Source organism: Pseudomonas sp. GM24, from assembly GCF_000282235.1.
Lineage (GTDB): Bacteria > Pseudomonadota > Gammaproteobacteria > Pseudomonadales > Pseudomonadaceae > Aquipseudomonas.
Map to the genome: position 1 here is coordinate 1 of NZ_AKJR01000218.1, position 24,764 is coordinate 24,764.

25 protein-coding genes, 2 pseudogenes and 1 riboswitch are annotated in these 24,764 nt (G+C 57.6%); of the genes and pseudogenes, 9 read left to right on the forward strand and 18 right to left on the reverse strand.

The annotated features are described in order from the left end of the window. Nucleotides 1–60 precede the first annotated feature (60 nt). The 3 genes from PMI23_RS23475 to PMI23_RS23485 form a co-directional block, all read right to left on the reverse strand. Nucleotides 61–522, reverse strand: a complete 462-nt coding sequence (locus PMI23_RS23475) for a DUF3574 domain-containing protein (protein WP_007916094.1) — start codon at nucleotides 520–522, stop codon at nucleotides 61–63. A 108-nt stretch (nucleotides 523–630) separates the two neighbouring features. Beyond that, nucleotides 631–3,015: a DUF3772 domain-containing protein gene (locus PMI23_RS23480; protein WP_007916096.1), complete on the reverse strand. Its 2,385-nt coding sequence runs from the start codon at nucleotides 3,013–3,015 to the stop codon at nucleotides 631–633. A gap of 168 nt (nucleotides 3,016–3,183) precedes the next feature. Further along, a complete protein-coding gene (locus PMI23_RS23485) occupies nucleotides 3,184–3,459 on the reverse strand; it encodes a hypothetical protein (RefSeq protein ID WP_007916098.1) in 276 nt (91 codons plus the stop codon). 215 nt (nucleotides 3,460–3,674) lie between these two features. Between PMI23_RS23485 and PMI23_RS23490 the strand changes: the two genes are divergently transcribed. Then, complete coding sequence (locus tag PMI23_RS23490; RefSeq protein ID WP_007916100.1) at nucleotides 3,675–4,379, forward strand: class I SAM-dependent methyltransferase; 705 nt, start codon at nucleotides 3,675–3,677, stop codon at nucleotides 4,377–4,379. A gap of 131 nt (nucleotides 4,380–4,510) precedes the next feature. Here PMI23_RS23490 and PMI23_RS23495 read toward each other — a convergent pair whose 3' ends face one another. Continuing rightward, nucleotides 4,511–5,278 (reverse strand): YopT-type cysteine protease domain-containing protein, encoded by a 768-nt coding sequence (locus PMI23_RS23495; RefSeq protein WP_007916102.1) that lies wholly within the window; start codon nucleotides 5,276–5,278, stop codon nucleotides 4,511–4,513. 391 nt (nucleotides 5,279–5,669) lie between these two features. Between PMI23_RS23495 and PMI23_RS23500 the strand changes: the two genes are divergently transcribed. After that, nucleotides 5,670–6,515, forward strand: a complete 846-nt coding sequence (locus PMI23_RS23500) for a hypothetical protein (RefSeq protein WP_007916103.1) — start codon at nucleotides 5,670–5,672, stop codon at nucleotides 6,513–6,515. A 229-nt stretch (nucleotides 6,516–6,744) separates the two neighbouring features. On the opposite strand, the gene PMI23_RS23505 is transcribed toward PMI23_RS23500, so the two are convergent. Continuing rightward, complete coding sequence (locus tag PMI23_RS23505; protein WP_007916104.1) at nucleotides 6,745–7,428, reverse strand: hypothetical protein; 684 nt, start codon at nucleotides 7,426–7,428, stop codon at nucleotides 6,745–6,747. A gap of 202 nt (nucleotides 7,429–7,630) precedes the next feature. Here PMI23_RS23505 and PMI23_RS23510 point away from each other — a divergent pair, with 202 nt between their 5' ends. From PMI23_RS23510 to PMI23_RS30080, 3 genes are all read left to right on the forward strand, one after another. Continuing rightward, nucleotides 7,631–8,614, forward strand: a complete 984-nt coding sequence (locus tag PMI23_RS23510; RefSeq protein WP_007916105.1) for a hypothetical protein — start codon at nucleotides 7,631–7,633, stop codon at nucleotides 8,612–8,614. A 57-nt stretch (nucleotides 8,615–8,671) separates the two neighbouring features. Continuing rightward, nucleotides 8,672–9,697, forward strand: a complete 1,026-nt coding sequence (locus PMI23_RS23515) for a hypothetical protein (protein ID WP_007916106.1) — start codon at nucleotides 8,672–8,674, stop codon at nucleotides 9,695–9,697. 233 nt (nucleotides 9,698–9,930) lie between these two features. Beyond that, nucleotides 9,931–10,083 (forward strand): hypothetical protein, encoded by a 153-nt coding sequence (locus PMI23_RS30080; protein ID WP_238539560.1) that lies wholly within the window; start codon nucleotides 9,931–9,933, stop codon nucleotides 10,081–10,083. 58 nt (nucleotides 10,084–10,141) lie between these two features. Here PMI23_RS30080 and PMI23_RS29515 read toward each other — a convergent pair whose 3' ends face one another. From PMI23_RS29515 to PMI23_RS23525, 3 genes and pseudogenes are all read right to left on the reverse strand, one after another. Further along, entirely contained in the window at nucleotides 10,142–10,300 is a 159-nt protein-coding gene (locus PMI23_RS29515; protein WP_007916107.1) for a DUF2986 domain-containing protein, read from the reverse strand. A 145-nt stretch (nucleotides 10,301–10,445) separates the two neighbouring features. Further along, a pseudogene (locus PMI23_RS30210) lies at nucleotides 10,446–10,790 on the reverse strand (alpha/beta fold hydrolase); the annotation flags it as partial. Between the two features lie 189 nt (nucleotides 10,791–10,979). Next, nucleotides 10,980–11,441, reverse strand: coding sequence for a VOC family protein (locus PMI23_RS23525; protein ID WP_007916108.1), 462 nt, complete (start codon nucleotides 11,439–11,441; stop codon nucleotides 10,980–10,982). Nucleotides 11,442–11,566: 125 nt separating this feature from the next. Between PMI23_RS23525 and PMI23_RS23530 the strand changes: the two genes are divergently transcribed. The 3 genes from PMI23_RS23530 (at nucleotide 11,567) to PMI23_RS23540 (ending at nucleotide 14,105) form a co-directional block, all read left to right on the forward strand. Then, nucleotides 11,567–12,040 carry an anti-virulence regulator CigR family protein gene (locus PMI23_RS23530; protein WP_042705023.1) on the forward strand — a complete coding sequence of 158 codons (474 nt, stop codon included), beginning with the start codon at nucleotides 11,567–11,569 and terminating at the stop codon, nucleotides 12,038–12,040. 167 nt (nucleotides 12,041–12,207) lie between these two features. Next, a complete protein-coding gene (locus PMI23_RS23535) occupies nucleotides 12,208–13,182 on the forward strand; it encodes a quinone oxidoreductase family protein (RefSeq protein WP_007916110.1) in 975 nt (324 codons plus the stop codon). Next, entirely contained in the window at nucleotides 13,179–14,105 is a 927-nt protein-coding gene (locus PMI23_RS23540; RefSeq protein ID WP_007916112.1) for a LysR family transcriptional regulator, read from the forward strand. The genes PMI23_RS23535 and PMI23_RS23540 overlap by 4 nt, the downstream gene beginning before the upstream one ends. Before the next feature lie 73 nt (nucleotides 14,106–14,178). Here PMI23_RS23540 and PMI23_RS23545 read toward each other — a convergent pair whose 3' ends face one another. The 3 genes and pseudogenes from PMI23_RS23545 to PMI23_RS23555 form a co-directional block, all read right to left on the reverse strand. Further along, complete coding sequence (locus PMI23_RS23545) at nucleotides 14,179–15,720, reverse strand: class I SAM-dependent methyltransferase (protein WP_007916114.1); 1,542 nt, start codon at nucleotides 15,718–15,720, stop codon at nucleotides 14,179–14,181. Between the two features lie 58 nt (nucleotides 15,721–15,778). Further along, nucleotides 15,779–16,215 (reverse strand): annotated as a pseudogene (locus PMI23_RS29520) (phytanoyl-CoA dioxygenase family protein). A 19-nt stretch (nucleotides 16,216–16,234) separates the two neighbouring features. After that, nucleotides 16,235–16,717, reverse strand: coding sequence for a GNAT family N-acetyltransferase (locus PMI23_RS23555; protein WP_042705020.1), 483 nt, complete (start codon nucleotides 16,715–16,717; stop codon nucleotides 16,235–16,237). Between the two features lie 262 nt (nucleotides 16,718–16,979). Between PMI23_RS23555 and panB the strand changes: the two genes are divergently transcribed. After that, entirely contained in the window at nucleotides 16,980–17,795 is an 816-nt protein-coding gene (gene panB, locus PMI23_RS23560) for a 3-methyl-2-oxobutanoate hydroxymethyltransferase (RefSeq protein WP_007916118.1), read from the forward strand. Here panB and PMI23_RS23565 read toward each other — a convergent pair. From PMI23_RS23565 to PMI23_RS23595, 7 genes are all read right to left on the reverse strand, one after another. Further along, a complete protein-coding gene (locus PMI23_RS23565; RefSeq protein WP_007916120.1) occupies nucleotides 17,783–19,192 on the reverse strand; it encodes an aminotransferase-like domain-containing protein in 1,410 nt (469 codons plus the stop codon). The two genes, panB and PMI23_RS23565, sit on opposite strands and share 13 nt — an antisense overlap. 56 nt (nucleotides 19,193–19,248) lie before the next feature. Then, nucleotides 19,249–19,569 (reverse strand): isochorismate lyase, encoded by a 321-nt coding sequence (locus PMI23_RS23570; RefSeq protein ID WP_007916125.1) that lies wholly within the window; start codon nucleotides 19,567–19,569, stop codon nucleotides 19,249–19,251. Between the two features lie 45 nt (nucleotides 19,570–19,614). Next, nucleotides 19,615–20,703 (reverse strand): NAD(P)/FAD-dependent oxidoreductase, encoded by a 1,089-nt coding sequence (locus tag PMI23_RS23575; RefSeq protein ID WP_007916126.1) that lies wholly within the window; start codon nucleotides 20,701–20,703, stop codon nucleotides 19,615–19,617. 182 nt (nucleotides 20,704–20,885) lie between these two features. Continuing rightward, entirely contained in the window at nucleotides 20,886–21,089 is a 204-nt protein-coding gene (locus PMI23_RS23580) for a PLD nuclease N-terminal domain-containing protein (RefSeq protein ID WP_007916127.1), read from the reverse strand. Between the two features lie 50 nt (nucleotides 21,090–21,139). After that, a complete protein-coding gene (locus PMI23_RS23585) occupies nucleotides 21,140–22,060 on the reverse strand; it encodes an ABC transporter substrate-binding protein (protein WP_007916128.1) in 921 nt (306 codons plus the stop codon). Further along, the gene (locus PMI23_RS23590) at nucleotides 22,057–22,416 is read right to left on the reverse strand and encodes a (2Fe-2S) ferredoxin domain-containing protein (RefSeq protein WP_007916129.1); all 360 of its coding nucleotides are present in this window, start codon (nucleotides 22,414–22,416) and stop codon (nucleotides 22,057–22,059) included. The genes PMI23_RS23585 and PMI23_RS23590 overlap by 4 nt, the downstream gene beginning before the upstream one ends. Next, nucleotides 22,416–24,353, reverse strand: coding sequence for a TonB-dependent receptor plug domain-containing protein (locus PMI23_RS23595; protein ID WP_007916130.1), 1,938 nt, complete (start codon nucleotides 24,351–24,353; stop codon nucleotides 22,416–22,418). The genes PMI23_RS23590 and PMI23_RS23595 overlap by 1 nt, the downstream gene beginning before the upstream one ends. Before the next feature lie 92 nt (nucleotides 24,354–24,445). Then, nucleotides 24,446–24,651, reverse strand: a riboswitch (cobalamin riboswitch). Between the last annotated feature and the right edge of the window lie 113 nt (nucleotides 24,652–24,764).

Consider the following 24,764-nt stretch of genomic DNA (forward strand, 5'->3'; position numbering starts at 1 on the left):
GATCGGTTCCCTCTCCCTTTGGGCGGTCCGACGTTTCGGGAGGGCTAGGGTGAGGGGCTTCTAGAAGGACACCTCCGCCGGCTGCGACAACCGCAGCACCGACAAGTCCCCCGTAATACGCTTGTAAGCCAGACGAATCGCTTCGATGCTGGCCCCATTCTTCGCACTGTTCTCATGCAGGATCACAATCACCTTGGTGCTCAAGCGCTCAGGTTCTTTCGCGCCCTTATCCCGCCACTGCCCATAAGCATCGAACACACTGAAACCATCAGGAAACCGCGACGTGACTTCCTGATCAAGAAACTCACGCCAGCGCGCCGTGCTCACCGCACCTTCCTTGCCATCAATTGAACCCACCGAAAAGTACAACTCGGTGCGAATCCACTGCGCCTGTGCCGGCCGCGAGGCATCGCCTTGCAGGGTCGAGCTGGCGGGATCATGGGTGTGAACGGACGCAGGAGGAGGGCTGGCACAACCGGCGACGGCCAGGAACAAGGCCGCCAGTAAGAGACGTTGAGGCATGGAACATCCTTATTGATCGTTAGGTGAACCGCTTGAGTATAAGGTTGCGGTTTACCGGCCAATAAAGACCTAAAAAGCAGGCTGATAGGCGCTTCGGGAATAACCCGCTTACGTCGTCGCCGGCGGTTTCGCCAAGGCAATTTCCGCCGCCCCCAAACGCTTGAGAATCTCGAACAGCAAATCACTTTTGGTGACCCCGACAATCCTCGGGCTGCCCACATACCCGGTCACCGTCAAGGTGATCCCGTCCGGCGACAATTTGCTGAAGCGCACAAACGGCGCCGGTTTATCGAGGATGGTTTCGTTCTCCCGATAGGTGTTGAGCAACAGGTCCTTGACCTCTTCGGGATCGATGTCCAGCGGGAACACCAATTCCAGTGACGCCACACCTTGCGCGCTGCCGCCCAGCGTGACGTTGCGCAGGTTCTGCGAGATCAGTTGCGAGTTGGGCACGATGACGATCGAGCGGTCGCTGAGCTGGATTTCCGTGGCGCGCACGTTGATGCGGCGGATGTCGCCTTCCACACCACTGATGCTGATCAAGTCGCCGACTTTCACCGGTCGTTCAGTCAACAGAATCAGGCCCGAGACGAAGTTCTTGACGATCTCCTGCAGACCAAAGCCGATACCCACCGACAGCGCACTGACGATCCACGCCAGATTGGTCCACTGCACGCCCAGTGACGACAGCGTCAGCAGAATCACGAACGCGTAACCGATGTTGGAAAACAGCGTGCTCAGCGAGGCGCACATGCCCGGGTCCATGTCGGTCTTGGGCAGAAACTCGTTGTCGAGCCAGCGGCGCAGGGCGCGGATCAGCCAGATGCCGATCATCAGCGCCAGGACGGCATTGAGCAGGTGGCCGGGAACGATGTTCAGCTTGCGCAGCCCGGCGCCGCCGAGGATCGCCATGATGTTGCTCGCCAGTTGCCCGAGCGTGGTGCCGATGCCGCCGACAAACAGGGCGATGACCGCCAGCAACAGCAGCGCTGCCCGACTGAAACCCGACAGCAGAATCTCGATCTGATCAAGTCGTCGATCGCCAATGCCGAGCAGCTGTTTGAGCGCCTTGCCGCTCGCATGTCGGGGTGAAAACACATGCTCACAGGCGTCCTTGACCAGTTGAATCAGCAGGTAGAAACCCGACAAGACAATGTACGCCCACACCAGCTCATAACTGATGAACCGCGCCAGCGATACGTAGCCTGCGAGCAGGGCAATCGCCGAGACAAACATCGAGACGCTGGCGAGGGTGTAAATCACCCCGGCAAACGTGCTGTTTGCCGCCGCCGCGTCATTGGCCGCGACCAGCGCCTTGCGCACTTTGCCGACGCGCAACAGCAGACTCGTCACGATTGCCAGCACAACGATGGAAATCACCCCGCGCCCGGCGATCACGATCTGGCTGCTCATGCCCGTGGCATTGCTGACCTGGACCAGCGTCACCAGCACCAGTAACGTGCAGGACAGAATGCGTGGGTAGGGTTTGAGCGCCAATGCCACTTGATCGGCAATCGCTGGCAGGCGCCACGAGGGATGCTCGGTCGACAGCAACGCACGGCTCAATCCGGTGAGCAGCACGCAGGCATAGACGACTTTTTCGAACTCTTCGGAGAAGGTTTCCAGCACCGGTGGCAAAGGTTGGTGGCGGGTGCAGGCATAGAACAGCAATTGCAAAGCAATCGCGGTGGTGGCGATGGTTGCCAGCGCCGAGGCGAACGCCAGCGCACTGCGACGCAGGCGTCCCTCGGGCATGCGGTAAATGCACACCCAGGTCAGACCCCGTTCGGCCAGTCTGCGGCCGAATGTCCAGATGATCAGCGCCAACGCCATCAACACACTGGTGTAGAAACGTTCCCCTGGTGCCCACACGGCGGCCCAGGTATCGCGCACCTGCGCGATGAAAAAACGTAAACGCTGACGGTCGTCGTCACTCGGGCTCACCAGCGGCGACCAGAAACTCGGGCTCAGCACGCTGTCAGTGCCCAGCGTCAGCTCACTTTCAAGCAGGGTGCGACGGATGCCGGCGATCTGCGTAATCAGATCTGCCGCGCTCTGCTTCAGCGCCGCCAGGCTCTTCAACGTGCCGTCGACCTTGCTCTTCTGCTCGGCCAGCGACGCCCGTTGCGCGACGATGTCTGCCTGCTCAGCTGCCAGATCGGCATCCGGCGCCGCCCCCAGCACCCCCAACTGCACCGCCAGTTGCGCCTGCTGCGGCAACAACGCCGCCGACAACCGATCGACATCCAAAATAAACGCCTGCACCCGATCCTGCGGGCCTTCGAGCTGGTTGTAGTTGTTCGCCGCAGAAATCTGTTGTTTGAGGCCATCGAGACGTTGTTGCAGCGCCTGCAGATCGCTTTGCGAAATCACCGGCAATGGCGCAGCCGCGGTGGTTACCGGCGCCGGCAAGTCGGCTGCCCATAGCGTCGGACTACCGCCAACCAGCAGCATGAATGCGAGAATAAACAACGACTTCAATGTGTTGCGCATGGGTGCGGCGGCTCGAATTGATCACACAGTCTATGAGGTTAGGTGATCAAGCCGATCGGGGAGGAAAAGTTTCGGGCAGAGCAGGGCAGGTGCGCAGCGCTTCCAGACGAAAAAAGCCCGACGGGTGAGGTCGGGCCTTTCTTCGGTGACTGCGCTGAAGCGCTGCATTCAGACGGCGCGGCGTTCGAGCAAACGGTCTGAACCGCCTTCGGCTACTGCGTCGCTGAACAGCGGGTCGGTTTCGGTGGCGGCGGCTACCGCGTCGCTGAACAGTGGGTCAGTCTGGGTCGCGGCGGCCACTGCATCGCTGAACAGCGGATCAGTCTGGGTCGCGGCGGCTACTGCGTCGCTGAACAGTGGATCAGTCTGGGTGGCAGGTTCAGCGGCAAAAGCATTCAGGGCAAAGAGCGAGAAAGCGATGCTGAGAACGGCTTGGCGTTTCATGAGTTTGTGCTCCGTGGGGTAGTGGTGAGGTCTGGAGCCGATCTTACGCCGCGAACCTGATAAGAGAACTTCATTGAATCAATGGTTGTTATTGATGCGATTAATGATAGGCGTTGACGTCGCATTCCAGAGAGGAATGCGGGGCATAAAATTAATGAATTTTTCTTATGTGACTTCTCGGCGTAGTTTCTTCTGAAACAGAAAGGAGTCTCGTCGTGCACCCAACATCAGTAGAAAAATTCGACACCTCCCGCGCCAGCGAATATGCCCGACAAAGCCGCATCGCCCTGGCCGGCTACGACGCCTGTCACGATCTGGCGGCCTGCATGTTGGCCGCCAGTCTCGGTTCGCGCCCGGCCAACATACTGGTGGTCGGCGCGGGCGGTACGGCACAGGAAATCATTGCGATGGCGGCGCTGGAACCGCAGTGGCGTTTCATCGCGGTCGATCCTTCCGCGCCGATGCTTGAAGCCGCCGTGCAGCATTTGGAGGCCAACGACTTGCTGCATCGGACGCAGGTTCATCTCGGGCATGTCGAGGACTTGCCGGCCGATGCGCAATTCGACGCGGCGACGCTGATCGGCGTGCTCCATCATCTGAACGGTGATGACCTCAAACGCCAGATCCTGCAATCGATTCAGGCGCGTCTCAAGCCGGGTGCGCCGCTGATTGTCGCGGGCAATCATTACGCCTATGCCAGTCAGCCGTTATTGCTGGAAGCGTGGGGGCAGCGCTGGCGCCAGCAGGGTGCGAGCGCGGAGGAGGTGAAGGCCAAGCTGGGCAAGATTTTGCAAGGCGCCGATCCGCCGCATTCCGAGGCGGCGGTTCAGGCGCTGTTGCATGAGGCGGGATTTGGCGAAGCGACGCGGTTCTTCAGCAGTTTGTTCTGGGGCGCGTGGCTGACGTGTAAACCTGTCTGAGCAGTCGCTGAACAAGGTCGCGCCTTATCAGGAAATGCTGGGACGAGGTGCCCCTTCTACATTCTCAGTCTTGCTTTCGAATGAACAGTGGCCGATCAGATCGCGAGATGGAGAGCGCGCTCAGCCATTCACTAGCTGACGACGATGACACTTGCGTGGTGGTAAATGATGACTCTCCTTCCTGCATACTGGGTACCGTAGAGGCTGACCATGTAGTCGGCGAAAAAGGTCGAGAGGGTCGCAAGATCCGGCGACTTCCACTCGCCGGTATTGGCGTCGATAAACAGGCACTCGCCGGCTTGTGCAACGTAGAAGGCAATAGCGTGTGTACCGCCGAGTCCAATGTAGTAGAAACCGTTCCCTGTGAGATGGGTGTGTAGCGCTTGCTCGAAGGCTGTGTAGTCGACATCACTCACCTTATTAACCTCCTGCAATCCGCCCGACATGTATCGATGGAGCATGCTGGCCGATTTGGTGAGGTTTGTGGCGGCTTTCACCGCTGCATCTGAAGCCTCGGCAACTTTTTCCGCAGTCGGCATCCTTTCAAACCAGCCCCTCTCGCTCTTTCCGTTGAAGACTGCGTCGAGCCGTTCGGCCTCGTCCATGAGGGTTCTGAACTGGGTTCTCGAGGTTTCGAATTCTTTGCCAACGGCGTTGAAGGCAGCCTGATATCTGACGAACTCCATATTCACTTTACCGTCAGTGTTGGTCGCGAGTTTGCGAAAGGCGACGATGTTCTGCTCGCCAAGTAATTGGGCGCCAATCCAGCGGCTGGCCATCCCGCGACAAACACCGCCGTCAATGGTCTCGTCGTCACTCTGATAGGTCGGCGTGATCATCTCGAGAGTCGGGTGTCTCGTCAGGAGGGCATCGGTGGTGGTTCGAGCATGATCGGGCATTGAGATCTCCTTGTCCTTCTAGCACGGTCTTCCTGACTCGGTAGAACTAAGATGGGGACCGCGCCGCCCGGACTTGAGGCCGATAGTTCCCAGCGGCAGTCCTGCTCTTTGCCAGGCGAGCCTTACATTCCCAGAGGCTTGGGTTGAACCGATGAGTTCGCTTGGCCGTGCGAGAGTGACCGTACTCCCAGCATAGCTGCCTTCTCACCTTTGAACATGCGCAGGAGCAGAAAGGCTGCCAGTATGGAGTGTCTTATCAATGACATTGTCGCAAATAGTGCTGGAAACCCTGGTCAGACTAAGGGTGCTTAAGCATCGGGGTCGGAGTGCCGATAGGTTAGAAGCAATACTGCGCTGACAATCTCAACCCGGAATCAAGGAACGACTGCATATGCAGGATATTTCCCACCTGAACAAAACAGCTACCCATAGCGAAGGAGAGAGCAAATCACTAACCCCGATAGCGACAGTCAGGGCACTTTGCCTGCTGGCAGTCATCGCTTTCCTCCTCATCGTCGTCGCCGGCTGCGCGGTTCAGTCAAGCACGCCTTATCCCACTCTGTTCGTCCTCGCTTTCGCGGTGTCGATGCTTCTCAGTTTCTACATTCTGATGAGTCTTATCGAGATTAAGCTGGCTCAAAAGCTGATGCACCTAAAGTCGAGCTTACTGATCTGGGCTGTCTTTTTAGGTGGACTAAGCGTTGTTGCCAAGATCGATGCTCAAGTCGAAATCAATCAAATGTTTCACGTTGACCCCTCTCTGCTACCGATGACATTGACCGCAGCGACATTCATGCATGCCGTGGCTAAACTCCAGTGGATTTTCTTTCTGATTTCCATTGTCTCCTTTGCAATGTTAGTGCGGTACTCCTATTTACGTCGAAAACGTATGCGAGCAGGCGGTTATATGCTCTGCCATCTATCAAACAGTCTGGTATTTTTTCTCGCTGGTATATTTGTAACCACTGTTCTGGCATCGGATGAGCGTCGTGGTGAAGTGTTATATCGCTTTGCACATGTTGCTGACTTCAGTAGCTACTCACCGTGCACTAATGTTCGTTCTGATGAATTTGACGTGCTTTATCTCGACAGCAGTAGAGCCAAAATACTCATAGCTCCCAAAATCATTGCCAGTGACGAAATAGAGCCTGCGATATACCCTTTACTTAAGTGGGTACAAATACCGCATACATTCAGAACGTTGATGTGTGAATACGGTGTTGGTGGAAGGAGTTGAATTGGGACTGTAATAGCAGCTTAGCGCGCCCACATGTTGGCTTGTCTCAGAGGAACCTTCTACTGCGGCATTCGGCTGAACTTGAAAACCATCTGAGATGGAACCTTCGTGCTTAATTGATCAGCGGCATCGGCCAGCGCTTCCGGAAAGGAATGGCTGGCTTTTCATGTTCCGTAACGGCGGAATTTTTGCCGTACGTTTCGCCTCGCTTTGGCTACGCGTCGTTGTTTTACTGTTTATACGTGAGTGTCTGTTTTTCCCCTGTGATGTTTCTAATACCGGACTTCGGTAACTCGAATGTTTGGAACTCGACACCCATTGAGTCGACGTGGTGCCGCTTTAAAAAGTAAAACATGTCGTTGGATTCTGCGATCTGGCAGCCTTCATATTTGTCAAGCTTTGCATAAATCACACGACGTAGGTCGCAGTTGGAAGCAAGACCCAGCGCCGCTGCCCGGCCAGTATTTGAGGGGACGCGTACCAAAAGATACCAAGTGGATATCAATAGAAACGTGAGCAAGCAGAGAATTCCAACAACGATGTACCCAATGCGATTTTCTGCGGCACGGTCACGAACGTTGGAAATCCATTTGGGGGCTACGAATTCACCAATGTCGCCTCGGGGTTGCTCAAAAAGCAGCATGAGCAGGGTGATGGTTCCAACCAGAGACATGGCAAACAATAGTGTGCCAAGAAAGGACCCGAATCCGGTTGCACCATAGGCCCAAAACTGCTGTGCACTGATGTTTACTCGCTCAATCGCTATGTCAAGGGTCAGATAAAATTTTTCCAAGTGTGCAAAACCGCTAAGAGTAAAAGCACCCACCATGCTGGCTATAAAGAGAACCGCGTCAATGCGGAGATATTTTCTGAGACGTCGAATATTTTCCTCTCGCTTCATAGGTGCGATCATTTTTTTCCTTCAAAAGTCGAGCTATCAGGCTCTGCGGGGATTAGTTAGGGTCAGTCAGTGAGAGATCTTTCAGGTCTTCGATTGAGGATTGAAAAAAGGCTCTAAAAGACAGTCTACTCACCCGAAGGACTGTTGCGACAATTCTCCAAGGCCTGTAGAACCTCTTCATTCGCACATTCGCGCGACATAACCAAGGACAGCTATGACTTTAAGTACGGAAATCGATAGGGCCATTTCACTTCAATATCAGGGGGCTTCGAGCTTCGGTGAGCTTGCTCAATTGAGGCGACTTTTCTCGCCCGCATTTGTGTCTGATTTGCAGCAAGCGCTCGCTGCAGACCAGGCCAAAGGTGCGGTAACGGTGACACTCGGCTGGATCGACAAAAGACCTTACGCAGATATGACCGTTTCAGGAACAAAAGACGCTCATCAAAAACCAATTACTCGACCTGTCGAGTTAGGCGACGCGGCGATTTTTGTGATGGAAGTTACCAGATTGAAGGATCAGAACATCAGGAGTCGTATCAGAGGTTTGATTGTTCAGGCCAAAGCTGCCCCGACGGCTTCTCTGCCAAAGGTCCCAGTAACAGCCCTCTCACCATCGCATCCCAATTGCTCTACCAATAAAGAACTCGCGTTGCTTTCCAACTGGCCGAAATTTGACTTGTATCTAGCAAACGGCCGACGTGGCCCAATATTGGACACTTTTACTCTGCCTAAATGTTCCAGTCCTCCCTCTTATGGTTGGTACGCCGCTGCTCCGGGAAGCCGAAGTTCGGGATGGGATACCAGTGGTTATTGGAGGTCGAGGTGGATGTGCGCACCCGCCGTTAAGGGTCACCTCTGCGATAGTACGCTGGGTGAGGTCATAGAGGCGTTATTCAAAAGGTCCAGTATTGATAAAGTTCCTGTCGGTGCGGATTGCACTATGACGTATAGTGTTTATCAAATCGGTGCACCTCCAATACTTCCGAATGTAACAGAATGGGATAGGCTCTGCGCCACCCTTGTACAACTAACTGCAAATAATCGACAAGCTACAGCTGGTCCGCCTGGCCTGTTTGTTTCTTTTCCCTATATGCCCGGGTTGACGGCAATGGTGGGTGCTGCGTTTCGCAAGTTGATTGGCTTTTTCAAAGAGACTCGTTTCCCGGTTATTATTATTGAGCGCGAGTGGTTGGGGTAATATTGAGTGGGTCTGGCTTTATCTGTTTTTATCGCTGTTTCTATGGAGAAAAATGTCATGAATGACAAGAAATTGGCTAGGATCTGCTGGAATAGCAACAACTGGCAAAAGCCCTCCGGGAAACTCGGGAAAGTAAAAAACAATAAATCGTACGAAACTGAAACAGGTTATGGTCACGAGGAGTGGCTACTGGATGTTGGGAAGTTGGTGGATGGTTACCACTATGCTTATATTCAGGCGGTCGGGCAGCACCATGCGAAATATCTGGGGTGTACCTACGATATCTCATTTTATACTATAGACGGGGTAACCAAGTTGCGCTGGTGGTTGGGCGAAATATTGAATGTCCAAGTGATCGAAAGCGAAGAGTCGCGAAAGGTCTACAACGTTTATAAAAGAAAGGGGTGGTTAAATGAAATGTACGCGCAGCTCGATGCGGTCGACGCTGACACAGCTCAATTCAAACGCATTTCCGCAGTAAATTTTTGCTGTATAAAATTTTTACCTGAAGATATCAAGCTTCTTGAGGAGCCTCTGCCTTTTTATTCTGGTAATCCGGCGGTGAAGTCTGATTATTACAATTTGAAGAACAGGATTTCGGTTCCAGAATTTGGCAGTTTCGGTGAGTTCATATTTGCCTCTGGTGGGATGGGTGTAAAGGACCGGACCTCTGCGGTTTATCGTGGAAAAATAACAGATATTGACCTAGTGCATAATCAAATTCAGAAGTGTCTGCATGAGCTGTTCGATGAACAGTATGGAAGTGTCAACGTTTCTGTCGAAAATCTGACAGGTTTTGGGACAAAGATTGACGTTGTTGTTCGGCTGGGCAAGTCGTTCGTGTTCTATGAAATAAAAACAGCCAATACTGCAAAGCAATGCATCAGAGAAGCGCTCTCACAACTCCTTGAGTATTCGTGCTACACAAACCGCAACCTTGCGAAGAGACTAGTAGTGGTGTCGCCGGCAAAACTGACCGATGAGGCGAATGCCTATCTGCAAAATATTCGCAAACTGTTCAACATTCCACTGTTCTATCAGAGCATTGATCTGGAAAATAAAACGTTAACCAAAGAAGCATGAATCGATCGATGAAGTGGCCGCGGACTAATGCTTCGACGAACTCGAATCGCTCATTGTTCTCGGCATTCTCAACCGGGTTCAACAACCGGGTTGGGCAGCTTGACCCTGCACGAAAATTTCTCGGCACTCAGTATTCCTGCACCCTCATTCTCGCCAAACTTGACCTGTTGAACGACGTTCCCCCCTGCACCAATCTGATCACCAAATCGTAGGTCGAGGAGGCCGCTGTCGCGGTGCTCGATCAACCGTTTGCGGCCAATGGCAATCTCGCCACTGCAGGTGACTGCGTGGCCTCGAAGTATCTGGCGGCCTGGTTTATCGCGGGCCTTGTCGATGGAGACGTCGCACGCAATGCGCTTTTTATTACGGCGCGCCGGTGGCGGTGAGAGATCTCTACATCGGGCGGGCGCTGGAGAACATTTCAACGTTCCTGTAAGACAGGGATCAGCTCTCGCTGGTATCGACAGATTCCGGAACCGCCTCTGCCTCCAATCTCGCCCGATCAGCCTTGCTGATGTATTTAGGCTTTTTCGGCGCCAGTTTGGCGCTGGCCTTTTTGGCCTTTTCCTTGAACAACTGCTTGAGTTTCTTTTGGCGATTCATGTGTTCTACCCGGTCTGCAAGTTTGAATATCGGTTAGCGAAGGGCGTAAACGTACGCATCAATGGACGAGCCACAAGATATGCACGTTGCCCTCGAAAAGGGGCGAATCCTGACGTAAGCCTCGGGCCAAGGCAATGCCAATTCCTCACATGGCGATAAAGTCACGTACAGCCTTGATGGTCGGCGCGGGGGCTTCTTCCATCAACCAATGTCCTGCCGCCGGAATCACCACCTCGGTGACGTTGTCCGCAGCATTGCGCATGACGATCGCTTCGTTGTTGCCGAAGGACTTTTAACCGCCCACGGCCGGCACCGGCATGCTCAAGTGTTTCTGCAGGACCGGAGCGTTGTCGAGGGCGTCCTGACGAATGCTGCGGAACTGCGCGAACGCCGCGTGCATGGCGCCGGGACGGGCGTAGAGCTTGGCGTAATGCTGGCGGGTGCCTTCATCGACTTTGGCCGGGTTGCCGGCGAACTCGTTCCACGCACGTGCATGGTGGCACCTTCGACCTTGATGTCCTGAATGTGGAAGGTCGGCGGGAAGGGACGACCTCGGCAAAAGCCTGGACACTCAGGGTCAAAAGGGCGAGGGCGGCCAGTAGCGGGCGGTTATGGCGAAGTCTCCAGGCGTGGGGGCGATGGAGAGAGCGTAGACGTATCGATCAGGGCCGGCGGAGTTTCATCCAGAAGCGAACGCCGCCTCGATAAACGCCCCCAGCGCCTGCTCTTCAAGAATCTCGATAGAGAAATGTCCGAAGCGTTTCGGCAGCCAGATGATGCGCGTTCCGGACGGCGATTGCAGGTTTTCGCGAGTCAGTGGTTGGCCGTTTTCGTCTTCCGGCTGAACACCGCTGGCGAGCAGTTCGTCGTAAGCCAACTCGATATCCGGGGTCGTGTAGCAATGGCGGTAAATCATGCCTTCGCCCACTGTATCCAACAGCTCCTTGAGATTCCCCGCCAGCGGCTGGACCAGCATGAAGCGTTCCTGACCGATCAATGCGACGGCATAGCGCACGTGCAGGCCCCCGCGATTCCAGATCTGCGTTGTGGAGATCCGCGCTTGCAGTATCTGCGCGTAGTAGGCGCAGGCTTGTTCAAGGTCTTTGACCAGTACGTCGATGTGGCTGAACTTCAAGTCCATGAAATAGCTCCTGTCGGGCGGTGTCGATGGGCTGGGTGTAATCGACGATCGGCCAGCCGGAATAAACTAAGCTGATGTGTAACGTCAAGATGACACAGGAGCATCCCCCCATGAAGGCGCGCCGCATGATCAAGTCACGTACATGGATTGCAACGATTTCTTCCTTGGCCCTGGTCTTCAGTTCGGCGATGGCATTGGCTGATCCCGGTAATGGAAAGGGCCAGGGCCAGGGCAATGGCAAGGGCAATTCGCAGAATGTGCAGGGCCACGGCAACCAGAAAGGTAACGGCAACAAGGGCAACAACGCTGGCGGTGACTGGAATGATGGACCAAGCATCAATCGCGGCAATGTGCTCGGGATTGTCGGAGGCTATCGCGACTACTGGAGCCCGGGCCCCTCGCTGCCACCGGGCATTCAAAAGAATCTTGCACGCGGCAAGCCATTGCCGCCCGGTATCGCGAAAAAGCTCGATGGACGTCTGCTCGGTCATTTGCCGCATTACGATGGCTACGAATGGCAGCAGGCGGGCACCGATCTGATCCTCGTCGCGCTGGCAACCGGCCTGATTTATGAGGTGCTGAACGGGGCATTTGATTAAGCGTTATCGCGCCGCTGATGTCGCCGCTGGCCAAGGTTGAAGTGTGGCTGCATTGCTGCAAGGCACGCAGCAATGATCTGCAAATGGAGGGTCTTGTTAGTCCGCTCATCGGTTATCAGACTGGAACCACTGACGTTGAAGCAGCTTCCAGATAAGGAGAGATAACGATGGTTTCTGTGATCCGGTTTGAGCAGTTTGGCAATCACGACGTACTGCAAATGCAGGCAACCGACAAGCAAGCGCCGGGGCACGGTGAGGTTTGGCTTGAGCAAGAAGCGGTAGGGGTCAACTTTCTTGATGTGACCCAACGCAAAGGCGCGGTCGCGGTTGCGTTGCCTTCCGGCTTGGGACTGGAAGGCGCGGGGCGGGTGGCCGCAGTGGGCACAGGTGTCAGTAACATCGTTGTAGGTGATCGAGTGGCTTACGCCACCGGGCCATTGGGGGCTTATGCCTCGGCGCGGCTTTTCCCGGCAGAGCGCCTGGTCAGAATTCCTGATGCCTTGTCTTGCGATGAGGCAGCGGCGGTGATGTTCAAGGGCATCACCGCGCAGTATTTATTGAAATCCACCTATCCCGTAGGGCCGGGCACCACCCTGTTGCTTTACGGGGTGGCGGGCGGTTTGGGGGCGATCATGGCGTCATGGGCAAGGCATTTGGGCGCGACGGTGATCGGTGTCGTGTCGAAGCAGGCCAGTGTCGAAAAGGCCCGGGCGTCGGGTTGTAACGAGGTGCTGGTGTTCGACGCCGAGACCCTGGCAGCGGACGTCGCACGACTCACCGATGGGCAGAAGGTCGATGTGGTGTATGACCCGATCGGGCGGGTGTCTTTTCAGGCGTCACTGGACAGCTTGCGCCCGCGTGGTTTGATGGTGTCGTTCGGCGCCTCATCCGGTGCGCCGGCAGCCGTGGAACTGGCGACACTCAACAGCAAGGGTTCGCTGTTTTTGACCCGTCCCTCACTGGCTGCGCACACTGCGACGGCTGCTGAGTATCAGGCGCGTGCGCAGGATGTTCTGGCCGCTGTCGCAGCCGGTATCATCCAGCCACATATCTGGGCGAGCTATCCATTGGCCGATGCCGCACTGGCGCATGCCGACCTGGAAACGGGCCGATCTTCTGGGGCGATCATTCTGAAACCATGAATCTTGATGTCTTGAGCAATCAACACGGCGATGAGATCGCTGCATTCCTGGCCGTCGCCTCGCAAGGTTCCTTTGTCGCGGCGGGTCGGCTGCTGCAACGCCATCCGACGATTATCTCCAAGCGCCTTGCCGCCATGGAGAAGCGTCTGGGCGTTCGCCTTGTCGAGCGCTCGACCCGTCAGGTCCGCATTACCGAGGCCGGCGCCCAATTGGAGCAGCGTCTGCGTTCGGCCGTCGAACTGATGAACGATGCGCAGCAGCAAGCGGCGCAGGGGGCCGGCGAACTTCGCGGCACGTTGCGCCTCGCGTTGCCGGCCGCCATGGGCCGACTCTGGCTGGGGCCGATGTTGCCGGAGTTTCTCAAAGCTCATCCGCAAGTTTCGATTATTGCCGACTACAGCGAGGGGTTGGTCGACATCATCGAGCAGGGGTTTGACGCCGCCATTCGTATCGGCGAGCTGGAGGATAATCGGCTGATCGCGACGAAGCTCAGCAACCACCGGCGGATTCTGTGCGCCTCGCCAGCCTATCTCCAGATGCATGGCGTGCCTGCAACACCTGAGGATTTGCTTCAACACAACTGTCTGCGCTTCAGCGGACTGGCGTCTTTTCCGCTGTGGCGCCTTCATCGTGGCCATGAGCTGCAAACCGTTAGCGTCAAAGGCAACCTGACGGCCAGCGACAGCGAGTCGCTGCTGGCCGCTGCACGGGCGGATGCCGGCATCTTGGGCGCGGGCGATTGGTTGATGAGTCGCGATATCGCCGCCGGAAAGCTGATTCATGTCCTGCCTGACTGGCAACTGGATAGCGCGGGAGGTGTGTATCTGGTCAGACCCTCGGCGCGGTTTCCGACGGCGGTGGTCGTCGCGTTCAAGCAATGGCTCGAAGCGATGTTCGCGCCCGCGCCACCGTGGGCTTTTTGATGGCTGGCAGTGGTCTGCAGATGGCGCGAGTGACAGCAGATTTGCCTGCAACACTGCGCGCCATCCACCTCGATCAAACGATTTTCAAAGCACTCAGCACGATCAGTGATTGCTCGGCAAAAGCCTGGGCCTGTTCGGTCAGTGCGGCGATGTTGGCTTCGGCGGTGGTCAGCGTTTTGCCGTCCTTGACCAGCACTTCGTTTTGTTCGGCAATGACGCTCCACGCCAGTTGTGCCCACTCTGCCGGGTGCTGTTTGCCCTGGCGGATTGCAATCAGGAACAGTTGCTGGAAGCGGCTGACCGTGACGCCACCCCCGGTGACCGGGCTGCTCAGCACTTGAATGTCGGCGTTGAACAGCGCGCGCTTGCACAGTTGCAGGTTGAACGCAGCGCAGCGTTCGTACACCCGCGCCTCGGCGGCTTCGCTCTGGCACGGGGCTACCGCGCCCATGCTGACCAGGATGGCGATGGCCTGTTCCAGATCGTCGTAGGCCATTGGCGACACCGCATCGAGCAACTGCTGCATCGTTTTGGCTTCATACATCTGGTCCGCGAGGGCATTGAGGAGCGGGCGGTAAATTTCCGCTTGCAGCGTCGCTGCGCCAGCGGGGCCGGTGACGCTGGAGGCTACGTTTTCTGTCGGCTGCATCAGCACAAATCGCGTATTGAGCATGCGCGAGCGGCGCTCGGTCGCGCTGAGTCGGTTGGCACCGCGCACGTACAGGTCGCGACGGAAAGCCTGGTTGACGAAGTAGTCACGCGCCTGCTCGCGCATCACCGGGTGTTCGATACCGTCGAGAAAGGCCAGGCCTTCGGCGCTCAGGTTGAGTGCGTCAACCGAATCCATCGGCACCGCCGTCGTGACGTAATCGAGCTTGGCCGGGGCCAGTGCATCAACCATGTCGGCGAAATACATGCAGTTCCAGTCGCGATTGAAATATTCATGGGCGACGTACTGACGGTCCTGGCCTTTGATGGTTTGCAGCCTGGCCCCCAAGTGCGGCGCGGCAATGGCGTATTTGGGGTTGGCCGCCAGCAGCGCTTCGGAAAACTGCAACGCGGCATCGATGCGCTGATCCGCTCGCGTCGAGTGACTGGCAAAGCGGTCGTGCAGGCTGAACAATTGGCGCAACGGCGCAGCAGGCGACCAGCCCGGGAATGCGTTGTAGCTGACGTAGAGATGACCACCCGGTTTGAGGTGGCGTCGGGCGAATTCGACAATCAGCTTCTGGTTGTCACGGCTGACCCAGGTCCAGATGCCATGCAGGCTGATGCTGTCGAATTGCGGCAAATCATGGCGCGCCAGCAGTTGCTCGAAGCTGTCGTCGTACAGCCGCGCACCGTTATTGCCAAGCGCCGCGAGTTCAATCGCATGGGCCGCCTGACCGGGGTGGAAGTCCGTACCGACGAAGCCGGCCGGGTTGGCCGTGGCGTGAATATTGATTGACACACCCTGACCAAAACCGAGTTCGCAGTGATAACCGTCGGGGTTGTCCAGACCGGCAAAGCCGCGCAACAACAGGCAGTAACGCTGGAATACCGGATTGATTTCCCGGCTATAGCTGTAGGTGTAGCCTTCGTCCGTGAAATAACCTTCGTTCCAGGCGTTGCTCATGGGTGCAGCCTCTTGAATCGTCATTGAAAGTGGCTTTATACGTGATGGACTCGCGCCATTAAAACCTCTCGGTGTCCACCAGGATGTTGTCGGCAGGATCGAACCATTCGATAGGGTCCATGTGGATATTTCGCAGGGCTACGGTTTGCCGGTGAGATACGTACAGCGGCTCGGCCCAATAATTGATCAGCATCGAGCGTCGGCGCGCGCCCGAAAGATTCCGGCTGCCGGCATGCAGCAGGTCGACATCGAACACCAGAATGTCGCCCGCACGGCCCGTGAGCTGGACGGATCGCGTCTCATCATGGACGTCAGCGGGCGGTGCTCCGGACACGGCAGCGAATGGCGCCAGTCCTGACCCCGGGGCACGGGCCAGCGATCCGACGGCAGTACACCCGCATCAAACGCCTGGCGCAGGTCGTCCAGCCACTCGGCGGGTATGGCGCGACGGAGCAGGGCAAAACCCTGCTGATGAAGCTGTTCACGGTTATTCATGATCGGACGTGTTCGCTCCTCACAAACGCAGGCCCATCTCCAGGGCGCGGGTCTCGAAGCCAAACTCGGCATACATGCGCACCGCGCGCTCGTTGAACGGCCAGACCGTCAGGCGCAAGTCTTGAGCATTTTGCTCGATAGCCCAGCCTTTCACCCGTTGAATCAGCGTGCGGCCAATGCCTTTGCCCCAAAACGGCTCGGCCACACAGACTGACCCGATGCGAACCACGTTCTGCGGCTGCATCAGCGGGCCGGAACTGGCGGACACGGTGGCCGTAATGAACGCCACGGGGCGCTCAGCGGCGCTGGCGATATAGACGATCTGGCCAGGCTTTTCGAATACCCCGGCCCAGTGCGGCAAGTCGCGGGCAAAATCTTCGGTCGCGGCGGCGTAGATATCGGGGTGGGCGGCGTGGTGTACCGAGTTGAGCAATTGGCCCAGCTCGCTCATTGCCAGCGCATCGGCGGCAGTGGCTGTGCGGTAGGTGATGATTTCTTCCATGATAAAAATTGCTCCTTGGGGGTGTTTATAAGTTCGCATCCTGCGGTAAACGGCGAAATAAAGCATCCGGGATCCTGCTGCATTTCAACGAAGCAGGGTGCACCTGGGTCGCTTTTTCAGGCCAATCTGTGCATTGAATGTTTCGGCGTTAAACGAATAATCGAGTGCTCGAATCTTTTGGAGTTGGGCACTGTATGGAAGCGTTACGCATTCAATCTGGCGACATTTATCGTTCATGGACGGCAGCCTCGGAGCGTCGCCCATGAGCCTGCATACCCGCACCAAACGCCTGACTGTACCGCAATTGGTGGCGATGAAAGGCCAACAGAAAATCGTCTCGCTCACGGCCTATTCCAGCGCGATTGCCAAACTGATCGACCCCATCGTCGACTTCATTCTGGTCGGTGATTCCACGGCCATGGTCGGTTACGGCCGCCCCTCGACACTGAGCATGCAGCTCGAAGAAATCATCGGTCACACGCGGGCGGTGGTCGATAGCACGCGCCTGGCCTGTGTGGTGGCCGACATGCCGTTCGGCAGTTATCAGGAATCCCATGAACAGGCCTTTCGCAATTGCGCTCAGGTGTTGGCGCGTACCGGTTGTCATGCGGTGAAGCTGGAAGCCAACAAAGCCTTGGCGCCGACGGTCGAGTTTCTGGTGGCGCGCGGGATTCCGGTCATGGCCCATGTCGGGTTGATGCCGCAGTTCGTCAATGTCATGGGCGGTTTCAAGGCCCAGGGCCTGACGGCTGAAACCGCTGCGGTGATTGCCGAAGACGCCCGCGCCAATCTCGACGCGGGCGCCTTCAGCCTGTTGCTCGAAGGTGTGGCGGAGGGTGTGGCGCGGCAGATTACGCTGGAGTCGAAAATGCCCACTATCGGCATCGGCGCTTCACCTGCCTGCGACGGGCAGGTGCTGGTCACCGAAGATGTACTCGGCCTGGGCGGTGAACATCTGCCGCGCTTCGTCAAACGCTACGCCGATGTCGGTGCGGTGATCAGCGAGGCTTGTGCGCAGTTTGCTGACGATGTGCGCCACGGCCGGTTTCCTGAAGCGCAGCATTGCTATGGACTGTAGACGCGGTTTTCTTCAGTGATCGCCAGCGCCAGTCGTTGCACCGCGTGGGCAATGTTCTTGTCCCAATCGAGGCTGTAGCTCAGGCGCAGGTGCTGGTTCCAGGCGCCTTGCTGGCTGAAGATTTCGCCGGGGGCGATGACGATCCGCTCGGCCAGCAGGCGCTCGAACACCCGTTGCATGTTGATCGGCCGCACAGCCTTGAGCCAGAAGCTCGCACCACCTTGCGGGGCGAGCACCTGCCAGTGGCCGCTACCGTACTCTTCCAGCAAGGTCTGCAGCTGCTGCATGCGCTTGACCAACAGAGCGCGCAACATAGTCAGGTGCTGGTCAATGCGCCTGGAGTTGTAGAGTCTGGCAATCGCTTTCTGCCGCATCGGCGAGAGGCGAAATCCGCGCTGCATAAACAATCGATGAAACTGCGCTGCATGCTGGCGACACAGCACGTAGCCGTACGGCGCTTCGCCGCCAATAATCTTGTCGAATGTCGAGAACACCAGCAGCTTGTGCGGATCGGCAAAGTCCCGATAACGCGTAGCTGACTTGGAGAAACTCAACTCGCCCCACGTGTCGTTTTCGAACAGCCAGATTGCCCGCTCGGCCAGCCAGCGACAGATCTGCTGTTTATCCTGCGCGGGCATCAACTGGCCTTGAGGAATATTCACCGTGGAGGAGAGCACCGCCAAGCGTATCGGTTCGCGCGTGAGTAACGCCTTCAATGCAGGCAGGTTGAAGCGGCCGTCATCGCCGAAGGGCATTTCGACAACGCGGATATTGGCCGCCTGCAACTGGCGCAGAATCGCCCACGAGCAGGGCGATTCCACCAGCGCCACGCTGCCGCCGAGGTTCAAGGCACTGAGCGACAACTCGAGCACACTGCGCAGGTCCGCGCCGATATACACCTGCTCGGCCTGCCAGTGGTTGTGAGTGGAACGAGTGTAGCGTTCAGCCAGGGCCGCGCGCAATTCCGGCTCGCCGAGGGGCTGATAGAGCGGCGCGTGCGAGCGCGGGTATTGGCGGGTCAGTTCGCGCTCCATCGTCAACAATGGGCCTTGCAGCGACAGCAGCATCGCCGGCGCATCGCTGCTCAGGGCCAGCATGCCGGGCTGACGGGCGCTGGCGAAGACGTGGTCCAGAAGATTGCCGGAGTTGGCCGTCACAGGTGCCGCCGATATTGACCGGGTGAAATAGCCGAACCTGGCTTTGGCGTGGATTCTGCCTTCGTCCTCGAGCAGTGCGTAGGCGTATTTGGTCGTCGATACTGAAACGCCGAGGCGCAACGCCAGTTGTCGCAGTGACGGCAATTTTTGCTCACCCATGCCACTGGCGGCCTCGATCAATCCGACGAGGTAGTGGTAGACCTCCTGATAGGCGAACGCGGTGTCCTTGGGGGGCGTCAATGCTGTTCTCCTTGATTGTCAGCTTAGGGAGCAAACGGAAGACTGCGCTAAAGCAGTCAACTGTCCGTCTGCGCCGCCGCCCAGTGCTTCATCTCTTCAGCAATGAAGTGATTGACCAGGTCGCTGTACATTTTCTCAATGGCATCTGCATTCAAACCTTCGTTTTCGGCCCAGTCGCGACGGGTTGCCAACATCGCCTGAAAACGCTCCTGTGCCCGCACTGAGGCCGCCGAGGTCTTGAACTTCGAGGCAGCGAGTACGTACTGAAAGCGCTTGCCCAGCAGTTTGATCACCGCTTGATCGAGTCGGTCGATTTCACTTCGAATATCTTGCATGTCCGCACAGTCGGCGGGTTGTAACGTGTTGATGACGTCCATGTGCGTCTGTGCCTCTCGAATTGTTGTTGATCGTGCGGCGGGTTTTCAGCGGGTAAGCGCAGCGTTTTTTGTCACTTTGCCGGAGTTCTGAAAAAAACGCTCTGGGCGGCACGGTGCAAGGGCCGCAGATGACTGGCGATCCAGCAGCTCTTCACTGGCGAGGCGCCCGACGATTGCCGCCAGCGTCACTCCGGGATGCATCGCGCAAACGTAAACTCCGCCAACACCGGGCAGGTAACCGACAACGGGGATGCCGTCAGCGGGCATGGGCCGGAACCCGACGACGGCGGTTTGCGGCGCAATGGACACCACCCCGTTAACTTCTTTGCGTATGGCTTCGGCGGTTCGCCAGGCGAGGTATGTCGGCGAGTTGTCCGGCGCCTCGCTCAGATAATCTTCAGCGGCCAGCAACGTGCCGTCGGCACTTTGCCGAATTTCCATTTCGGGGCTGGAGATGATGCCTTTGACGAGGCCCGGTTGGGTCTTGTAGCGGATGAAAATGGCGGGGGAGGCGTCGATGGGCAGGGAGACGTTGAGCATCTGCGTTAACTGTTGGGTGCCGGTCCCCGCAGCAAGCACGACAAGGTCGGCATCGATCGCGCCCGTTGTGGTTTCAACGCCGGTGACATCGGCGTTGCAGGTTGTGAAACCGGTCACGCGGGTTTGCGTGAGCAATTGCGCGCCCAGCGCCCGGGCGCCGGCAATCAGGGCGTGGGTGGTTTGCACGGCGTCGAGTGCGCCTTCTTCCGCGCGATACAACGCGCAGGGTGGGGGATTTTTCAGGTTGGGCTCGCGGGCAAGCACCTCGGCAGACGATAACAATGTCGCCGACGCCGGATACTCTGCTGATTCGTTGTACGACAAAGCCCCGGTCCAGCGAATCTGCAAATCCGGCAGCTCGGTTTCGAGTCGTCGGTATGCTTCTATGGCCATACCGCGCAACTGCGCAATCGGATCAGCGCCGGCGTGCGAGGCATTGATCCAGGCGAAAGAGTTTGCCGTGACGCCGCTCGCGATCTCGTCAGCCTCGATCAGCGTGACGTGCGCTCCTTTGCCAGACAGGTGATACGCGAGGGAGGCGCCGACGATGCCCGCACCGACCACCACAATTCGCCCACGTGCTTTATGATCCATTTCAACATTCCCTGTTGTCGATCGGCTGATCCTGCAGCAGGGAGACGCGGCGAGCAACCAGAAAAAAGCCCGGCCAAAGCCGGGCTCGTCCGCTGGCAACGGCTTAAGCAGGCATATCTCCGGCGGGCATTTGGAATGTCAGTCCGTGACGGATGCTCAGTCGCTATGGATCAAGGGTCAGATTACGACGCCGAATGCTGACTGACGTGTTTTGGCCCCGCTAACGCCCAGGCAATCAACCCGAACAACGGCACAAACACGATCAGCACGATCCACACACCTTTATTGCTCGCTTTCCCCTCGCTCTTGCGCACCCGATTGATGGCCCAGAGTTCAATCAGCAGAAGAACTGCCGCCAGTACGATCCACACGGTTTCGATTTGCATTGGCTACCTCCTGATGGTCTGTTCGTTAGGTGGCGTGGGGGGCGGCGGGTTCATTTATTTTTCTTCAGTGCGTTGAGCTGCCGCGCCAGTTGCAAGGCTACGCGGCCGCTGTTGAAAGTCGGAAGCAGGTGGGTGAAAGGGATTTCGATGATCCGGTTTTCGCGCACCGCGCGCAGTTGCGACAACACCGGGTCGTGGGTCAACAGATAGCGTTTGCGACGGGCGGGTGACCATTCGGCGTCGGCCAGCAGAATCACGTCCGGGTCGCTGGCCAGCAGGGTTTCGCTGTTGACGGTGACTCGATAGAGGTTGATGTCGGCAAAGACATTGCGTGCCCCGGCAGCGGCCAATAACGGGGTGACAAACCCCCGCCGACCTTCGCTGTCGAGGCCTTTGACTTCGTTGTCGAGATAGAACACCGACAGCGATTTACCCGCACCGGCCAGGGCTCGGGCACTGGCGAGGTCGGCGTCCATGGCCTCACTCAATTGCCGCGCCTGTGGCTGTTTGTGCAGCAGCCTGCCCAAGGTCAGCAAGTCATTGCGCACATGCGCGAAGTAATCCAGCGAATGCCCGTGGCAGGCCGACTCCAATAGATAAGAGCCGACGCCATTGCGCGCCAGACCCGAGCGTGAAGTCACACCGTCGCCGAATGCCGTGGCGAACCCGCCAATCACCAGATCAGGTTTCTGTGCGTAAAGCACTTCGCTGGCCGGGTATTGCCGCGCGATCACCGGCACACCGAAATACGCGGATGGCCGCTGACCGGCATCGGTGTCATCCAGATACGCCACGCCAACCAGCACTGGCCCGGCACCCAGCGCCAGGACGAGATCCGCCGCATGCTGATTGAGCGCGACGACGCGCGAAGGCGCAGCGGCGTTCCAGTCCTCGCCGCAATTACTGAAGCTGTCGGCGAGTGTCGGCATTGAACAGAGCAGGGCGCCAAGCGCTAACAGGATCGATTTCATCCCTGCGCCTTGACCAGCAAATCCGCGACCACTTCACCGCCCACCAGATGCCCCTCGACCAGCCGCTGCACCTCTTCATGGCTGTGCACGCCATACCAGCAACGTTCCGGGTACACCGTCACAATCGGCCCCAGATTGCACGGAAACTGGCAGTGCGTGCGCGTCAGGAGGACGCCGCCCGGCGTCTCGATGCGATCGTGCGCCAGCAAATGCCGGCGCAGGGTTTTCCATAACTGCAAGGCGCCGCGCTGGGTGCAGCGCGGGCCGGTGCAGAGGAACACATGGCGCGCATGCTCGGGCACATGCGACCAGTCCGGGTGCGTATCGACGCCGTCGACGGTTTTGATTTCACTCATCAGAAGCGGTACGTGTAGCGTACTTCGGAGGTGAACGGCCGGCCGAGGTTGTCGACGTTGCTCGAACGGCTGGTGACGTAGTCGCGGTCGAAGAGGTTTTCCACCAGCAGACTCACCCGGTGTTGGTGGGCGTTGTCGAGGTAGCGATAAGCGTCGGCGTCGACCACCGAATAATTGCCGTATTCGACTTGCTTCGAGCTTTTGATATCGCGGATGTAACGGATCGCACCGCCAACGCCCCACAGGCGATTTTCCGATTCATAACCCACCCGCGAACGGGCGAAGAAGCTCGGGATGTCGTTGATGGTTACACCGGTGCGCGACTCGGTGAGGTTGCGGGTCATGTCCGCTTGCAAACTCCACTGATCGTTGAGCGCCAGTTTCGCGTCCGCCTCGAAACCGCGCATCTGGATCGTGCCTTCACCGTTGACCCACTGAATGTCATCGAGGGTGATCAGGTCGTCGATCTTGCGTTTGAACAGGGTCACGCTGGCGCTGAATTCGCGATCCAGCAGCAGGCCCTTGTAGTCGACACCCAGCTCCGTATTGCGGCTTTTTTCCGGTTTCAGGTTGCGGTTGCCGATCTCGTCGCCCGGCTCGTTGACGAACAGTTGCTCGGCGTTCGGCAGTTTGTAGGCGCTGCCGTATTGACCGCGCACCGACCAGTTGTCGTTGAGGTCATACAGCGAAGTGAGCATACCAACTGTGGCACTGTCGCCGCCGTTCATGGCCTCGTGACGCACGCCAATACTCGGGTGCCAGTCGGGCAGGGCGTCGATCTGCGGGCGCAGTTGCGTGTAGAACGCATGGGCTTCGGCCTTATCGTTGTCGATGATCAGCACGTCGTCCTGGCCCTTGAACCACTGGTTTTCGCTGCCGAACACCAGCACATGGCCGCCGGGCAATTCAGCCTTGCCTTCGGCCTGCACACCCCAGTCGGTGAAGCCCCAATAGTCGTTGTGATTAATGACCTTGGTGCCGCCGCCATTGACGTTGTTGACCCGGGTGTAGCGCGTGTCCCAATCGTTGATATGGCCTTTGACGAAGTAGCTCAGGCGCTCGTTGAGGGTTTGCTCGAAGGTCGCCGTAGCGATTTGCTGCACGCGGTCGTTGGTGGTTTTGTGGTTGTCCACCGGGCGGGCGAAGTCGAGATTGGCGTCGGCGTATTGGTAGAACAGTTCCAGCCGCGCATCATCGCCAAATGACTGAATCGCCTTGCCGCCGAAGGTGGTGACTTCGTAGGCACGGTTCTTCCCAGAATCGTTTTTCATGTCGCGGTTGCGATACGGCTGATAGCCGTCGGAGACGTTGTGACTGACGTACGCCAGCAAACCCAGGTCGCCGAATCCGTTAGTGAAGATATTCTCGACCCGCGCATCCTCGGTGGTACCGCCAAAGCTGTCCACGCCCAGATTCACTTCGCCGACGGCTTTGCGCGATTGCGGGCTGCGGGTGACGATGTTGATCACGCCAGACACAGCCTGAGTACCGAACAACAGGCTTTGCCCGCCCTTGAGCACTTCGATGCGCTCGATCGCGTTGGCCGGCAGGGTATCGAGATAGAGGCCGCCGTACAGGCGATTGTTCAGGCGCACGCCGTCGAGCAGGATCAGCGTATCGTCGTTGCGCCCACCGAGCAGCGAATAAGTGCCGTAGTCGAAGGGACCGTTTTTCGGCGCCACGTACAGGCCGGGAATGAACATCTGCATGACGCGGCTGACATCGGCACTGGGGCCGGCGCGCTCGATCTGTTCGCGGCTGACGATCTCGACCTTGCTGCCGAACTTCGCCATGTCGGCGACCGTGGTCGACTCCACCGACGGTGCGGAAACGATTTGCTGATTGAGTTGCAGTGGCGCGTCATCCGCCAGCAACAGAGGACTGCAAAGGCAGCCGAACAAGAGGCTTGGAGCCGAGGTGTAGAAAGGTCGAATCATTGTCTTCTCGAAAAGGATCTTCGCAGAAGAGCATGCAAGAGAAGGCATCGCGCACAGCCAATACCGGCCCATGCCCGCCCACCGCAGGATTTTGCCAAACAGCAATTCAGGCCGGTCTCCGGGCTCGCGCGTATCGAGGCTTTCACCTTCCCATGGCCGTCTAACCACAGTGGTGTATCGAAAGCATCACGCGCATACCGTTGCGGGGGCAGCACCGGACTTGTTCGAAAAGAACGTACCGGTTTCCCGTTTCACCCCATGCACGGCGGCATGGGACACCTGAAACTGGGCGGCATCTGAACATTCGAATGACCGTTCGTCAACTTGCCGATACAGGTACTCGACTCGCGAATTACCAACTTTGGAAATAACTACTAAGGTCTATAGCGGTAATCACAACGCAATATCGCG

What these genes read in the sequence shown, in the direction of transcription:
- PMI23_RS23475 (WP_007916094.1), bottom strand. Translation starts at nt 522, where the DNA reads ATGCCTCAACGTCTCTTACTGGCGGCCTTGTTCCTGGCCGTCGCCGGT.
- PMI23_RS23480 (WP_007916096.1), bottom strand. Translation starts at nt 3,015, where the DNA reads ATGCGCAACACATTGAAGTCGTTGTTTATTCTCGCATTCATGCTGCTG.
- PMI23_RS23485 (WP_007916098.1), bottom strand. Translation starts at nt 3,459, where the DNA reads ATGAAACGCCAAGCCGTTCTCAGCATCGCTTTCTCGCTCTTTGCCCTG.
- PMI23_RS23495 (WP_007916102.1), bottom strand. Translation starts at nt 5,278, where the DNA reads ATGCCCGATCATGCTCGAACCACCACCGATGCCCTCCTGACGAGACAC.
- PMI23_RS23500 (WP_007916103.1), top strand. Translation starts at nt 5,670, where the DNA reads ATGCAGGATATTTCCCACCTGAACAAAACAGCTACCCATAGCGAAGGA.
- PMI23_RS23505 (WP_007916104.1), bottom strand. Translation starts at nt 7,428, where the DNA reads ATGATCGCACCTATGAAGCGAGAGGAAAATATTCGACGTCTCAGAAAA.
- PMI23_RS23510 (WP_007916105.1), top strand. Translation starts at nt 7,631, where the DNA reads ATGACTTTAAGTACGGAAATCGATAGGGCCATTTCACTTCAATATCAG.
- PMI23_RS23515 (WP_007916106.1), top strand. Translation starts at nt 8,672, where the DNA reads ATGAATGACAAGAAATTGGCTAGGATCTGCTGGAATAGCAACAACTGG.
- PMI23_RS29515 (WP_007916107.1), bottom strand. Translation starts at nt 10,300, where the DNA reads ATGAATCGCCAAAAGAAACTCAAGCAGTTGTTCAAGGAAAAGGCCAAA.
- PMI23_RS23525 (WP_007916108.1), bottom strand. Translation starts at nt 11,441, where the DNA reads ATGGACTTGAAGTTCAGCCACATCGACGTACTGGTCAAAGACCTTGAA.
- PMI23_RS23530 (WP_042705023.1), top strand. Translation starts at nt 11,567, where the DNA reads ATGATCAAGTCACGTACATGGATTGCAACGATTTCTTCCTTGGCCCTG.
- PMI23_RS23535 (WP_007916110.1), top strand. Translation starts at nt 12,208, where the DNA reads ATGGTTTCTGTGATCCGGTTTGAGCAGTTTGGCAATCACGACGTACTG.
- PMI23_RS23540 (WP_007916112.1), top strand. Translation starts at nt 13,179, where the DNA reads ATGAATCTTGATGTCTTGAGCAATCAACACGGCGATGAGATCGCTGCA.
- PMI23_RS23545 (WP_007916114.1), bottom strand. Translation starts at nt 15,720, where the DNA reads ATGAGCAACGCCTGGAACGAAGGTTATTTCACGGACGAAGGCTACACC.
- PMI23_RS23555 (WP_042705020.1), bottom strand. Translation starts at nt 16,717, where the DNA reads ATGGAAGAAATCATCACCTACCGCACAGCCACTGCCGCCGATGCGCTG.
- panB (WP_007916118.1), top strand. Translation starts at nt 16,980, where the DNA reads ATGAGCCTGCATACCCGCACCAAACGCCTGACTGTACCGCAATTGGTG.
- PMI23_RS23570 (WP_007916125.1), bottom strand. Translation starts at nt 19,569, where the DNA reads ATGGACGTCATCAACACGTTACAACCCGCCGACTGTGCGGACATGCAA.
- PMI23_RS23575 (WP_007916126.1), bottom strand. Translation starts at nt 20,703, where the DNA reads ATGGATCATAAAGCACGTGGGCGAATTGTGGTGGTCGGTGCGGGCATC.
- PMI23_RS23580 (WP_007916127.1), bottom strand. Translation starts at nt 21,089, where the DNA reads ATGCAAATCGAAACCGTGTGGATCGTACTGGCGGCAGTTCTTCTGCTG.
- PMI23_RS23585 (WP_007916128.1), bottom strand. Translation starts at nt 22,060, where the DNA reads ATGAAATCGATCCTGTTAGCGCTTGGCGCCCTGCTCTGTTCAATGCCG.
- PMI23_RS23590 (WP_007916129.1), bottom strand. Translation starts at nt 22,416, where the DNA reads ATGAGTGAAATCAAAACCGTCGACGGCGTCGATACGCACCCGGACTGG.
- PMI23_RS23595 (WP_007916130.1), bottom strand. Translation starts at nt 24,353, where the DNA reads ATGATTCGACCTTTCTACACCTCGGCTCCAAGCCTCTTGTTCGGCTGC.